Here is a 13,352-nt window from a genome sequence, read left to right as displayed (position 1 = left end):
GCTGGACCCACGGCCCGGAGTTCCGAGGCCGGAACCCGCAAGTGTATGCAAGTGAAAGCTGCGAGGAATGAGTACGGTCGCCTGGCCCGCCCTCCTCGCCCTGCTGGCGGGCGTGGTGAACCTCGCCTTCTTCGGCTACGTCCTCCGCTTCGCGGACAAGCCCGGCGGGCGCTCGTTCCTCGTGGTCATCGCGGGCCAGGTGCTCGTCTGTACCTCCCAGGCCGCCGCGATGCTCGTCTACGACCAGGTGACCCGGGAGGTGCTCGAGTCGCTGTTCTGGGTCGGCGCGGCCGTCGTCGTCGTCGGCTACGTCGCCTTCGCCTTCGAGTACACCGGCCGGGGACACGCCCTCCGACGGCCCTGGTTCGGCCTGCTGGTCGCCGACGCCGTCGCCTTCAGTGCGGTCGTCGTCACGAACCCGCTGCACGGCCTCGCGTGGGACTCGTTCACCGTCGTCCCGATGGAGGGCGTCGCATCCGCCGACTACGCCATCGGGCTCCCGGTGGCCCTCCAGTTCGTGCTGCTGGCGGCGGTGCTGACCGTGTCCATCTTCCTCCTCATCGACACCGTCCTGAGCTACGGCCCGCTCTACCGGACCCAGGCCATCGCCATCGCCCTCACCCCCCTCCCACCGCTCGTGGCCGTCGGGGCGTGGCTGTTCGAGGTCGGTCCCTACCCCGAGCTCAACTTCGTCGCCGTCGCGTTCATCCCCCACGTCGCGCTGGACATGTACGCCCTGTTCCGGAGCGAGATGTTCGCGCTCAACCCCGCGACGCGCCGGACGGGCGAGCGGGCGGCCATCGACGACCTCGGCAACCCGGTCGTCGTCGTCGACGAGACGAACCGCATCGTCACGCTCAACCCGGCCGCCGAGTCGCTGCTCGGGACCGACAAGCGGGACGCGCTCACCGACCCGCTCGACGACTACCTCGACATCGACGCCACGGCCGACACATCGGGCGAACGCCGGGTGAGCACCGCCGCCGACGGCGAGCGACTCACCTTCACGGTCGTCGTCACGCCGCTGGCCGGCCCGGGCGACGCGACGCTCGGCTACACGGTCGTCCTACAGGACGTGACCGACGAACTCGCCCGCAAGCAGCGTCTCGCCGTGCTGAACCGCGTCCTCCGGCACAACCTCCGGAACGACCTGACCGTCGTGCAGGGCTACCTCGACGAGGTGCTCGCCCGGACCGACGACCCCGAGCTGGAGGCGATGCTCGGGACCGCAGCCGACGAGGCCGACGGCCTGCTCGCCCTCGGCGAGAAGGCCCGCGACATCGAGCGCACGATGGACCGGGACGTGACCGTCGAACCCGTCGCCGTGCGCGAACTCCTCGACGAGGTCGTGGCCGGGATCGAGGACAGCGACGCGGTCACCGTCTCGGTACCCCCGTCGCTCGGACTGCGGACGGACCGCGAACTGCTCCGGACCATCTTCGCGAACCTCGTCGAGAACGCGGTCGAGCACGCGGCGTCGGCCGACGGCCCCGCGGCCGCCGTCACACTCGTCGAGACCGTCCCCGCCGACGCCGGCGATGGGCACGACGCCGTCTTCGAGATCCGCGACGACGGCCCCGGCATCCCCGACCACGAGCTCGATGCCCTCGGGCGGGAGGCGGAGACCGCACTCGACCACGGCAGCGGACTCGGCCTCTGGCTGGTCAGCTGGAGTATCGACGCACTCGGCGGCGAGCTGTCGTTCGAGACCGGTGACGACGGAACGGTCGTGAGCGTTCGGGTTCCGGGCGTGGTCGACGACGGCGAGAGCGACGGGTCGTGAGCCCCGGCCGCTCAGGCCTCGCCGTAGACCGGCACCGCCGCCCCGCTCGTCGGCGACGCCGCCCCGGAGCAGAGGAAGAGCATCACCTGCGCCGCGTCGGCCGGGTCGACCCAGTCGTCGCTCGGCGTCATCATCTCCCGGTTCATCGGCGTATCCAGCACCGACGGCATCACGCAGTTCGCACGCACCGTCCCGCGGTTCTCCTCGGCGACGGTCTCGGTGAGCAGTCGGATGCCCGCCTTCGTGATGCGGTAGGGGCCGTCGCCCTCGCCGCCCGAAAGCGAGGAGCGCGCCGACACCGAGACGATGGAGCCCTCGCGCTCCTGCAGGTGCGGCAGGGCGTGCTTCGTCGCGAGGAACGCGGTCTTCAGGTTCACGTTCCAGAGCAGGTCGAACTCGGAGAGCTCGGTCTCCTCGAGATGGTCGCCGCCGCGCCACGTCCCGGCGATGTTCGCGAGGTGGTCGATACCGCCGTGGTCGTCGACCACCTGCTCCACCAGCGCCTCGACCTCGGCCTCGTCGGTGAGGTCGGCCTGGTAGAACGTCGTCCCCGCGTCGGGGTCGAGCTGTGCGTCCTCGTCGCTCGGGTCGACCACGTCCACGGCGCAGACGGTCGCCCCCGCCTCGCGGAACGCATCGACGACGGCACTGCCCAGCGCGCCCGACGCGCCGGTCACGATGGCGACCCGGTCCGAGAAGTCGAAGCTGACGGACATACCTGGTCGAAGGCGCTCTGACGGCAAAGAAGCTCGGTCGGCCGGGACGGTCAGCCCTCGAGCAGCGCGTCCACGACACACGCCTCCGCCCGCCGGAGCAGCTCGTTCGCGGTCGACGGCGCACAGTCGAGTTCGGTGCCGATCTCCTCGTAGGAGGCCTCCCGGGGCGACTCGTAGAACCCGAGCCGGTGGGCGACCCGGAGCGCCTCGCGCTGGCGGTCGGTGAGCCGGGCCAGCGGCGTCGGCTCGTCGGGCTGGAAGCCGCCGGTCCACTCGACCTCGACGACGACGTCGAGTGCGTCGACGTCGGCGAACGCCTCGCGGAGCGACCCGGGGTCCCCGGAGACGGTGACGCGGAGGCCGTCGGCGGTGACGTGGAACGGCGGGGTGAGCAGCAGGCGGTGGTCCTCGACCACGTCGAGCAGAGCATCGACCGGTTCCCGCCCGACGACGTTCACGAAGACGTAGTGCCGGGAGTCGCCGGCGTCGACCACGTCGAACTCGAGCACCTCGTCGTGGTCGGCGAGGACGCCGCGCAGTTCGTCACCGTCAGCACCGACGACCCGGTACAGCATGGCGTAGGTGCCGTCGCCCAGCCGGTCGAGGACGTACAGCCCGTCCCGTCGCACGTCCGGCAGCGCCGCCAGCACCGTGTCGACACCAGGGAACGCGCCGTCCTCCGGCTCGACTCGCACCCCCACGGACTTCATGCTCCGGTCGTTCGTGGGGTCGACAGGAAAGGGTTCGGGTCGTCGCTCAGTACTCGAACTCGGTGTCGACCGCGCCCGCGTTCTCGGTCATCACGACCGCCGCGTTGCTGTACTGGAGCACCTTCTGCATGTCGCCGTCGAGGTCGAACTCGCCGCTCATCATCCCCTCGATGGGGTCGGCCTCGCCGTGGATGAGCCGCTTCCAGTTCGTGTAGCTCCCGCGGAACGCGAACCCCCAGTCCACGGCGTCCTCGCCGTCGACCATGCGGGCCGCGGTGCACTCGCCGTCCTCCAGGTCGACGTAGAGGTGGATCGGGTCGCCGTCGTACGTGTCGTCGGGCTGGATGACGAACAGGAACGAGCCGTCGAAGCCGACGCCCCAGCCCTCGCCGACCTCCGAGTACCGGTCTGACTCGTTCAGCTGCTCGCGCCACTCCTGTATCCACTCGTCAGCCTCGCTGGGTAGTGCAATCGCCATGGAGCGGCCTTCTCTCGCCTCCGCCTTACCCGTTCCCCCGGACGGAGTCGTGTCTTTAAGCGGTCGCGAGGGTCGGTGGGCCCGGCGTCACTCAGACGAACTCGACGCCGGTGAACTCGACCCGCGCGCCACCCTCGTCGCTCGCGGTCAGTTCGACCGACCAACCGTGGGCGTCCGCCACCTCGCGAACGATGGTCAGCCCGAGTCCAGTCCCGTCCTCGCTCGTGGAGTAGCCCCCTTCGAACACCTGGTCGCGCTCGGCGGCGTCGATGCCGAGGCCGTCGTCGGCGACGTAGAAGCCCGACCCGTCGTCGAGTTCACCCACGGTGACCGTCACGTCCGCGTCGCCGTGTTCGGCGGCGTTCCGGAACAGGTTCTCGAGCAGTTGCTGCAGCCGGGAACGGTCGGCCTCGACCACCCCGTCAAGCGCGACTTCGAGCCTCGCGTCGGTCGTCGGAACGGCATCCCAGCACCGGTCGCTCACGGCACCGAGGTCCACCCGTTCCCACGCCGGGTCTCCGTTCCCGATCCGGGAGAGCTGCAGTAGCTTCGCGATCAACGTCTCCATCCGGTCGTGGCTGTCCGCGACCTCGTCGAGGTGGTCGAGGTCGCCGGTCTCGCGCGCCAGTTCGAGCCGGAGCTGGGCGACGTTCAGCGGGTTGCGGAGGTCGTGGCTGACGACGCTCGCGAATCGCTCCAGCCGCTCGTTCGTGCGCTTCAGGTCCTGCTCGCGGGCCTTCTGTGCCGCGATGTCGCGGGTGTTGACGACGTAGAAGCCATCGGGCGTGGGGTCCGCCGACGCGACGGACTCGACCCAGCGGTACGTCCCGTCGGCCTGCAGGTGGCGGTACTCGACCGCCTCGGTCGTGTCCCCGTCGTTCTCGACGACGGTGCGGTAGGCCGCGACGACCCGCTCGCGGTCCTCGGGGTGGAAGTAGTCGGCGACCTGCTCGCCCACCAGCGTCCCCTGGTCGTACCCGTAGATGCGCTCGATGGACGGGCTCTCGTACCGGACGGTGCCGTCCTCGTCGAGCACCGTGAGGAGAGTGGTCGAGTGCTGCGGGATCACATCGAGTGGCACCGGCTCCTCGACGCCCGCCCTTGTTTCGGGGTCGGATCGTCCATCGTCGCCCATACGCACGTCTCTGCTGGATAGCGCATGAGTCTGTTGCCCGTTCCGCAGACTCGGTTCGTCCCGTCGCGGTCAGAACTCCCCACAGACCGGGATGCCGACGGTCTCGTAGTCGCCCAGCCCCTCGATGACGCCCGGCACGTCCTCCAGCGAGACGGTCTCGCTGACGATGCGCCCCGGTTCGAGCTTGCCGGTCGCCATCATCCGGAATATCTCGTCGTACTCGTTCGGCGGGATGCCGTAGGCCCCGTAGAACTCCCGTTCGTCCGTGACCATCGTGTCCACCGGCAGGGAGACCTCGCCGCCCTCCTCGCTGGTCGTCATGCCGATCTGGAGGTGCTGACCGCCCTTGCCGAGCGAGTTCACGGCGTTCCGGCAGGTCTCCGCGATGCCGAGCGCGTCGACCGCCACGTCCGCGCCGCGGGAGCTCTCGGTGACCTTCTTGACGGCCTGTGGCACGTCGTCCACCTCGCCGACCTCGACGGTCCGGTCGGCCCCGAGGTCGCGGGCTCGCTCCAGCTTCTCCGCGGAGAGGTCGACCGCGATGACGTTCGCGCCCAGGGCGTCGGCGACGTGGACCGCGGAGAGGCCGACGCCGCCGCAGCCGTGGATCGCCACCCAGTCGCCGGGTGTCACGTCGACGCGGTGGACGAGCCCGTGGAAGGCGGTGGCGAACCGACAGCCCAGCCCGGCCACGTCGACCGGGTCGACCTCGTCGGGGAGCGTGACGGCGTTGAAGTCGGCGTTCCGGACGGTGTAGTACTCGGCGAACGCGCCGGTCTGGAACGGGACGAACCCCATCGGGATGGAGCGCTCGCAGATGTTCCCGCGGCCGTCGCGGCAGTGGTGACAGCCGCCACAGCCGAGGTTGAACGGGTTGGTGACGCGGTCGCCGACGGCAAACCGGTCGACGTTGTCACCCACCTCCACCACCTTGCCGACGGGTTCGTGGCCGAACACGAGGCCGGGCTGGGGCATCACCCCGATCCACTCCCAGTCCCCGCGCCAGGCGTGCCAGTCCGACCGGCAGATGCCACACGCCTCGGTCTCGACGAGGATGTCGTCGTCGCCCGGCGACGGCCGGTCGACCTCCTCGACTGTCATGGGCTCCTCCGCACCCTGGAATACGACTGCGCGCATGGGCCGTGGTTCGGCAGCGACCGCCATAAATGTGAGGAATGTTGATGTAAAAATAGGCCGGTGCGGTCGCTGTCCGGTGGTCGTGCGGGCACCGTTCCGGGAGTCAACCCCTGCTGGGTTCCCGAAGCACCGGCCTCAGCCGAGGTTCGGCACGTCGCCGTGGTTCACCTTCACCGACTTCGTCCGGCTGTAGTCGTCGAGCGCCTCCGCGGCGAGCTCGCGACCCATCCCTGACTGCTTGTAGCCGCCGTAGGGCGCGGGCTCGAACATGTCGTTGTACGTGTTCACCCACACCGTCCCGGCTTCGAGAGCGGCGGCGACCTCGTGGGCGCGGTCGAGGTCGTTCGTCCAGACCGCCGCCGCGAGCCCGAACTCGGTGTCGTTCGCCCGCGCCAGCACCTCCTCCCGGGACTCGAAGGTGAACAGTGCGGCGACCGGCCCGAACACCTCCTCGACGGCGACGGTGTCGTCGTCGGCCACGTCGCCGAGCAGCGTCGGCGGCACGAACGGCGCGTCCCGCATCTCCTCCGGAACCTCACCCTCGTAGAGCACCGACGCGCCCTCCTGCCGGGCCGTCTCGACGTAGCGCCGGACCTCGTCCGCGTGGTCGTGGTCGACGAGCGGCCCCACGTCGGTCAACGGCGAGAGCGGGTCGCCGACACCGAGCTGGTCGAGTCGCGCGTACAGTTTCTCGCAGAACTCCTCCCGCACCGCCTCGTGGACGAACAGCCGCGAGCCCGCGGTGCACTGCTGGCCCTGGTTGAACAGCATGGCGACGAGCGCGCCCTCGACGGCGTCGTCGAGGTCCGCGTCGGGGAACACGATGTTCGGGTTGTTGCCGCCCAGTTCGAGCGAGACGGGCGCGATCCGGTTCGCGGCGTTGCGCATCGCCGCCTGCCCCGCGCCGGTCGACCCGGTCAGACTCACCTTCGCCACGTCCTCGTGGTCGGTGAGCGCGTCGCCGACGACGCTGCCCGCACCCGTCACGACGTTGACCGTCCCGTCGGGGAGCACGCGGTCGAAGATTCGAGCGAGTTCGAGCGTCGAGAGCGCCGCCCGCGAGGACGGCTTGTAGACGACGCTGTTGCCCGCCGCGAGCGCGGGGCCGAGCTTCCAGGCGACGAACATCGCCGGGAAGTTCCACGCGCTGATGCAGCCGACGACGCCGTAGGGCTCCCGGCGCGTGTAGATGTGCTTGTCGTCGCCCGACGGCGGGCAGCGCCCCGAGTCCGCGGTGCGGGCGAGGCTCGCGAAGTGCCGGAGCTGGTCGACGACGATGGTGTTGTCGACGAGCAGCGAGTGCTTGTTCGGCTTGCCCACCTCCAGCGAGTCCAGTCGGGCGATGCTCGTCTTCTCGTCCTCGACGGCGTCGGCGACCTCGTGCAGGAGTTCGGCGCGTTGCTGCGGCGACTTCTCGCCCCAGCGCCCCTCGAAGGCCTCCCGGGCCGCCGCCACGGCGCGGTCCACATCGCTCCGGGTGCCCGCCTGGACCTCGGCCAGCGGCTCGCCGGTCGTCGAGTCGTGGGTCACCCGCGTCTCGCCGCCGTCGCTCTCGACCCACTCGCCGCCGACGAGGTGGCCGTACGTCCCCTCGCCGACCACGTCGTCGGCGACCGAGCGGTGCTTCTCCAGCACGTCCTCCGGGAGGCTCATCCGAGGACACCCCCGTCGAGTTCGACGCCGAGGCCGGGTCCGTCCGGGGGCGTCACGTAGCCGTCCTCGTGGTGGATCGTCTCTTCGAGGAGGAAGTCACGCGCCTCGGGCGTCCACGGCGGCTCGATGGGGAACTCGCACCAGGGCGAGCCCGCGGCGGCCATCACGTGCAGGTTCGCCGCGAAGCCGATGCCGTTCGTCCACGTGTGTGGCACGAACGCGACACCCTGCTCGGCGGCGGCCTCGGCGATGCTCACGCCAGCCCGGATACCCGTCGCGAGCGCGACGTCGGGCTGGAGCACGTCGAGCGCGTCGTGGTCGAGGAACCGGTACAGCTCGCCGGGTCGGTCGTTGAACTCGCCGCCTGCGATGGGGACGTCCGTCGCCTCGCGGAGCCGGGCGTAGCCCTCGTAGTCGTGTCGGGGCAGGGGCTCCTCGAACCACTCGATGCCGCCGATGTCCTCCAGCTCGCGGGCGACCGAGAGCGCGTCCTTGTAGCGCCAGGTCTCCTCCTCGGCCATCACGCGGACCGCCCAGCCCTTGTTCGCGTCGACCATCAGCGGCAGGTCGGGGAACGACTCGCGGACCGCGCGGACGATCTCGACGTCCTCCTTCGTGGCGACGCGGAGCTTGACCGCCTGGAACCCCTCGTCGACGCGCTCCTGCACGTAGTCGATGCGCTCGTCGGCGTCCTGCACCTCGCCGGTGCTCGCGTAGCACGGGATTGGCTCGTCGCTCCCGCCGAGGAGCTCGTACACCGGTTTGCCGGCGTCCTTTCCGACGATGTCCCAGAGCGCCAGCTCGAGGTGCCAGGGTCGCGGTCCGATGAGGTCGATGCTCTCGAGCTTCCTGCGGACGGCGTCCACGTCGTGTGGGTCCTCGCCGGTCAGGAACAGCGAGAGCGGCGTCTCGTAGGAGAGCCCGCCCGCGAAGCTCGGGCTGGCACAGAGCCCGGTGATTCCCCCGTCGGTCTCGACCTCGAACAGCTCCACCTCGTGGCTGGACTGCGGGTAGCCCGGGATCCACGTCGGCTCGAAGTGGCCGTCGAGCTGGTGGCTGAGGTGGTGCTGGGTGACGCCGGTGATCTGCATAGTGACTCCCACACACGCCAGCCCCCTCAACCTTCAGACGGACTGGTCGGGGTATTCAAGTACCGCCGCCACGGCCCGGTGGTCCGACGTGTCCCAGCCGCCGTGGACGCTCGCCGACCGGACCGACCACGCGTCGCCCGTCCAGACGTGGTCGATGCGCTCGACGGGGCCGTCGGCCGGATAGGTGCCACCGTCGGGTGGCGAACGCGAGTCCGCGGCCACCCATGCGTCCGTGAACGACCCCGAGAGCACCCGGTACGCCGGGTCGCCGGGGGTCACGTTGCAGTCGCCGAGGAGCACGGTCCGCGGGTCCTCGTCCGCCAGTGCCACGACCCGCCCGGCCGCCTCGCCCTGGACCGCGACGGCGTCGGGGTCGCCGCCCTGCCGGGTCTGGAAGTGCGTGCAGACGACGGGCACGTCGCCGACCGGCGTCTCGACGACCGACCGCATCGCCAGCCGACGGGGCGAGTCGTGCGTCGGCAGCGAGACGACCTCGCTCTCGCGGATCGGCCAGGCCGACAGGAGGGCGACCCCGTAGCTCGCGGCGCTGGTCGGCGCGCCGTAGTCGTAGTGGTAGCCGAGTTCGGCCGCCAGCCAGCGCACGCCGTCGACGTTCCCCGAGGTGAGACGGTTGCCCTCGGACTCCTGCAGGCCGACGATACCGGCGTCGGTCTCCCGGAGCACGCTGGCGACGGCTTCGAGGTTGTAGTCGCCGTCGGGTGCGAGGAACTGGTGGACGTTGTACGTCGCGACCGTCAGCGGGCGGGCCCCGACGCGTGCCGTGCCACGCCGGTCGGGGAGCGCGACGGAGCCGACGCCCGCCACCGCGCCGCCGACGGCCAACAGCGCGGTCCGCCGGTCGTCGTCGACGGCCGGGAGTTCGTGGTCGACGCGGCCAGCGCCGGTGCCGGACCCGTCGGTCCCCCGTGCGCCCCTCACCGTGAGGCCGACAGCCGCCGGCACCGTGGCACAGAGCACGAGGAGGAACAGCCCGCTCCGTCCGTGCGTCAACGAGTCCAGCGGCGCTGGCATGTACGCCCAGTTCAGCGACGAGACGAACAGGAACAGCAGGACGACGGCGGACAGCTGCCACACGGTCGCCGGCCGCCAGCGCCAGGGCGACGCCCGAGCGTCCGCGACGGCACGCGCGAGCAGGCCGACGGCACACGCCTGGGCGACGCCGAGTGCGGCTCCAGCCGTCAGGCCGACCCAGAGCAGGTCCGAGACGGCGAGGAGGAACCCGCCGGCGAGCACCGGGACCGTCACGCGTGCCGGCGGCCCACGGAGCGCGACGACCCCGCCGGCGAGGGCGAGCCCGACGGCCGCGGCGACGGTCGCCGTCGCCGGACTCGTCAGCCCCCACGTCGCGACCACGCCGGGTGCGCCGAGGAACGCCGCCTCGACGAACAGGAACAGCGCGAGCGGGCCCACGTCCGCACCGAGCGAGGCGGCCGTGTCGAACCGGCGTACGAGGGCGAGCCCGCCGACAGCGACGACGAGTGCGAGCCCGAACAGCACCACGCGACCGGTCGTCGTCGCGGAGAGCGATGCGCCGTCGAGCAGCGACCGGAGAAGGACGACCACGAGCAGGCCGAGGGCCGCACCGGGGGTCACCACGGTCGGGTGGCGGACGAGCACGGCGACGAGCAACAGGAGCGTGACGGCACCGACCGCGCTGGCCGCGACGGCGGCGACGACCGGCGACCCGGACAGCGCGACCGCGAGCAGGACTGGGACGGCGAGTGCACCGACGGCCAGGAACCGTGCACGTCGCCGGTCGCCGAGCCGGCCGGCGACTCCGACGACCGGAGCACTCACGAGGAGCACGGCGAGCGCCGCGCTCGCGTTGGGGCCGGCCGTACTGAAGTTCAGCAGGTAGAGCCGCGAGACCGCCTGCTCGAACGCCGCGAGGGCGACGACCACGACCGCGGCGACGACGAGCGCACGGAGCGTGGTCGACCGTCCGGACAGCTCCGTCATCGTCCAGACGAACCATCTCGAGCGGCAAAGCGGTTCTCCCGTCGTGAGACGTGTCGTTAAACCCGACGACGAAACGCGTAAAGTCGCTCGGAGCGACAGGGCGCGTGTGCGACTCATCGCCCATCGCGGGTTCGCCGACGAGGCCCCCGAGAACACGCTGGCCGCGCTCGAACACGCCGCCGAGAGCGGTGCCGACGTGATGGAGCTCGACGTGCGACGGTGTGCCAGCGGCGAGGTCGTCGTCCACCACGACGAGACGGTCGACCGCGTCACCGACGGGACGGGTCGCGTCGCGGACCTCACTCGCGAGGAGCTCGCCGCACTCGACGTGCTCGGCTCCGGCGAGGGCGTGCCGACGCTCGCGGCAGTCCTCGACGCAGTCCCCGACGACCTCGCGCTCAACGTCGAGTGCAAGGAGGTCGACGTCGCCGCCGAGGTCGCCGACGCGCTGGCGGCTCACGACGGGGACGCGATGCTCTCCTCGTTCGAGCGGGACGCGCTCGCCGAGGCACGCGCCGCCGCGCCGTCGGTACCGACGGCCTTCCTCACCGACAGCCTCCGGAACCGGCCCGTGACGACGGCGGTCGAGCTGGACTGCGACTACGTCCACCCCCACTACTTCCTCCCGCTGCTCTCGAAGCTCGTCCCCCGGGCACACGACGCCGGTATCGAGGTGAACGTCTGGACGGTCCACTCGCCGGCCATCGTCCGCCTGCTCGGCCTCCGGGGCGTCGACGGCATCGTCAGCGACCGCAGCGGCGTGCTCGCTCGGTAGCTGCTCACCCCTCGACAACACACACCTCGACGGTCCGCCGTCGCGGGCCGTCGCAGTCGACGAGCAGCACCGACCCCCACGTGCCGAGTTCGGGTTCGCCACCCTCGACGGGCGTGGTGACGTCCCGCCCCACGACGGTCGCCCGGAGGTGCGAGTCGGCGTTGTCGTCGATCCCGTCGTGCCGCCAGCCGTCGTCGGCGACCAGGTCGGCGAGGAACGTCTCGATGTCCTCACGGAGCCGTGGCTCGCCCTCCTGGACGACGACGCCGGCAGTCGTGTGCCCGGTCGCGACCGTACAGAGCCCGGTCGCCTCGTCGGGGATCGCGGCGTGGACCCGGTCGGTCACGTCGACGGTGGTCAGGCGCTCGTCGGTCTCGACGGTGAACTGCTCCCTGTGCATGGGTGACGGTTCGCGAGCCGACAACGAGAACCTTCTTGACGGGGTAGGCTGAGGTGAGTGGTAACACGACAGATGGCACGGTGGTGCACATTCGCCTGTGTCTGTCTGCTCGCGGTCGCGGTGGTGGCGACGGCGGGTGTGGCGGGCACGACAGCGGGGGCCGACGACACGACGGACGGCGGGGCGACGAGCGGCGCGTTGCACGACCAGCGGGACTCGCCCTCGCAGGACGGGGGCTGGTCCCTGCCGAACGGAACGACGGAACAGCCCGGCGACGTGGTGCAGATCCCGGTCGGTCTCGCGGGCAACGAGACCGAGGCGACGGTGGTCATCGAGAACGAGAGCCTGGACTACCGGCTCGTCGTCCGGGTGGCCGACGAGAACCGCGACGGGGTCGTCACCCTGCGCTGGAACACCTACCACGCGGGCTTCGTGGCGACCGACGCGGTCGCGAACCGGACCGTCGCCGTCGACCAGCCCGACCGGGTGCTCGACGCACGGCGGACCACGCCACAGCGCGACGAACGACTCGGTGAAGGCCGGTACACAGTCTCGGTCCGACACGACGACGGCGTGGTCGCCGAGGACGTGGTCGTGCTGGAGTCCGACCCGCTCCGGCGCTCCTCCATCACCGTCCTGGAGGGGCCGCCGCTGGCCGACGCGTCTGCCGCGTTCGCGCGGTCGGGCATCAGCGGCGCTATCGAGCAGGACGAGTGGCTGTTCGTGCTCGTCGAGCGCCAGAGCATCCACGGCTACGTCGACGGTATCGAGGACCTGACCGGCAACGGCACCGACGGCGTCAGCTTCCGCATCACCCGTCGTCCCGACGGCAGCGCGGTCGACCTCTCGAACGCCACGTTCCTCCACCTCCCGCAGTACGACGAGTTCGTCGTCGGCATCCCGCCGAACGCGACGGTGTTCGACGCCGACACCGACTACGTCGCCCGGTTCGTCGTCTTGCGGTCGAATCCCTACACCGGGGGCGGCAGGGTGAGCTCGTCGACCGCGTTCCGGGTGCTGCCCGCCGGTGCCCAGCCCGACCGGCCCGTCCTCGAGGTCGTCGACGTGCAGGCACCCGAGACCGTCATCGAGGGCCGCGACGCCACCTTCGCGGTGAGCGTCGTCAACAGCGGCGAGCGCGAGGGGACGGCGACCGTCGTCGTCTCGATGGAGGGGGCCAACGTCACCCGCGAGGTGACCGTCGGCCCGCGCTCACAGCGCACCGTCGACGTGGCGTTCGACACCAGCCCCCTGACGGAGGGGACGACCGAGTGGTCGGTCGGCATCGACGGCGGCGCACGCACCGTCACCGGCGAACTGGAGGTGCGGCTGACGAACGACACCATCCAGGAGGACCCGACGCTGGTGCCCGGGCCGCGACGGCCGAACGACGGCGGCCAGCCCGGCTTCGGCGCGCTCGCCGCCCTCGTCGGTCTGGGTGTCGGTATCGCTGGGCGCGTGCTGGCACTGCGGCGAGGATAGCGACGGGAGGCC

At 71.1% G+C, this 13,352-nt stretch carries 12 protein-coding genes; 3 read left to right on the top strand and 9 right to left on the bottom strand.

Going from position 1 to position 13,352, the window contains the following annotated elements; translation table 11 throughout:
* Window positions 1–67: 67 nt before the first annotated feature.
* A complete protein-coding gene (locus tag NO345_RS05980) occupies window positions 68–1,783 on the top strand; it encodes a histidine kinase N-terminal 7TM domain-containing protein (RefSeq protein ID WP_256297362.1) in 1,716 nt (571 codons plus the stop codon).
* An 11-nt stretch (window positions 1,784–1,794) separates the two neighbouring features.
* Here NO345_RS05980 and NO345_RS05975 read toward each other — a convergent pair whose 3' ends face one another.
* From NO345_RS05975 to NO345_RS05940, 8 genes are all read right to left on the bottom strand, one after another.
* Window positions 1,795–2,499, bottom strand: coding sequence for an SDR family oxidoreductase (locus tag NO345_RS05975; protein WP_256297360.1), 705 nt, complete (start codon window positions 2,497–2,499; stop codon window positions 1,795–1,797).
* A 50-nt stretch (window positions 2,500–2,549) separates the two neighbouring features.
* Entirely contained in the window at window positions 2,550–3,209 is a 660-nt protein-coding gene (locus NO345_RS05970; RefSeq protein ID WP_256297358.1) for a helix-turn-helix domain-containing protein, read from the bottom strand.
* Between the two features lie 46 nt (window positions 3,210–3,255).
* Window positions 3,256–3,687, bottom strand: a complete 432-nt coding sequence (locus tag NO345_RS05965) for an SCP2 sterol-binding domain-containing protein (protein ID WP_256297356.1) — start codon at window positions 3,685–3,687, stop codon at window positions 3,256–3,258.
* 91 nt (window positions 3,688–3,778) lie between these two features.
* Entirely contained in the window at window positions 3,779–4,822 is a 1,044-nt protein-coding gene (locus NO345_RS05960) for a sensor histidine kinase (protein ID WP_256297354.1), read from the bottom strand.
* Between the two features lie 69 nt (window positions 4,823–4,891).
* Window positions 4,892–5,959 (bottom strand): zinc-dependent alcohol dehydrogenase family protein, encoded by a 1,068-nt coding sequence (locus tag NO345_RS05955; RefSeq protein ID WP_256297352.1) that lies wholly within the window; start codon window positions 5,957–5,959, stop codon window positions 4,892–4,894.
* Window positions 5,960–6,094: 135 nt separating this feature from the next.
* Entirely contained in the window at window positions 6,095–7,612 is a 1,518-nt protein-coding gene (locus tag NO345_RS05950; protein ID WP_256297350.1) for an aldehyde dehydrogenase family protein, read from the bottom strand.
* Window positions 7,609–8,703, bottom strand: a complete 1,095-nt coding sequence (locus NO345_RS05945; RefSeq protein WP_256297348.1) for a mandelate racemase/muconate lactonizing enzyme family protein — start codon at window positions 8,701–8,703, stop codon at window positions 7,609–7,611. The genes NO345_RS05950 and NO345_RS05945 overlap by 4 nt, the downstream gene beginning before the upstream one ends.
* A 33-nt stretch (window positions 8,704–8,736) precedes the next feature.
* Window positions 8,737–10,683 (bottom strand): endonuclease/exonuclease/phosphatase family protein, encoded by a 1,947-nt coding sequence (locus NO345_RS05940; protein ID WP_256297346.1) that lies wholly within the window; start codon window positions 10,681–10,683, stop codon window positions 8,737–8,739.
* Between the two features lie 106 nt (window positions 10,684–10,789).
* On the opposite strand from NO345_RS05940, the gene NO345_RS05935 reads away from it, so the two are divergent.
* Complete coding sequence (locus NO345_RS05935; RefSeq protein ID WP_256297344.1) at window positions 10,790–11,458, top strand: glycerophosphodiester phosphodiesterase; 669 nt, start codon at window positions 10,790–10,792, stop codon at window positions 11,456–11,458.
* Window positions 11,459–11,462: 4 nt separating this feature from the next.
* Here the strand turns inward: NO345_RS05935 and NO345_RS05930 are convergent, their stop codons facing one another.
* The gene (locus NO345_RS05930) at window positions 11,463–11,858 is read right to left on the bottom strand and encodes a secondary thiamine-phosphate synthase enzyme YjbQ (protein WP_256297343.1); all 396 of its coding nucleotides are present in this window, start codon (window positions 11,856–11,858) and stop codon (window positions 11,463–11,465) included.
* A 138-nt stretch (window positions 11,859–11,996) separates the two neighbouring features.
* Between NO345_RS05930 and NO345_RS05925 the strand changes: the two genes are divergently transcribed.
* Window positions 11,997–13,340: a DUF7827 domain-containing protein gene (locus tag NO345_RS05925; protein WP_256297342.1), complete on the top strand. Its 1,344-nt coding sequence runs from the start codon at window positions 11,997–11,999 to the stop codon at window positions 13,338–13,340.
* Window positions 13,341–13,352: the final 12 nt, after the last annotated feature.

This window comes from Haloarchaeobius salinus, from assembly GCF_024464185.1.
GTDB classification, from domain to species: domain Archaea; phylum Halobacteriota; class Halobacteria; order Halobacteriales; family Natrialbaceae; genus Haloarchaeobius; species Haloarchaeobius salinus.
Note: the sequence above shows the minus strand (reverse complement) of the source record. Positions and strands in the feature narration are given on the sequence as shown.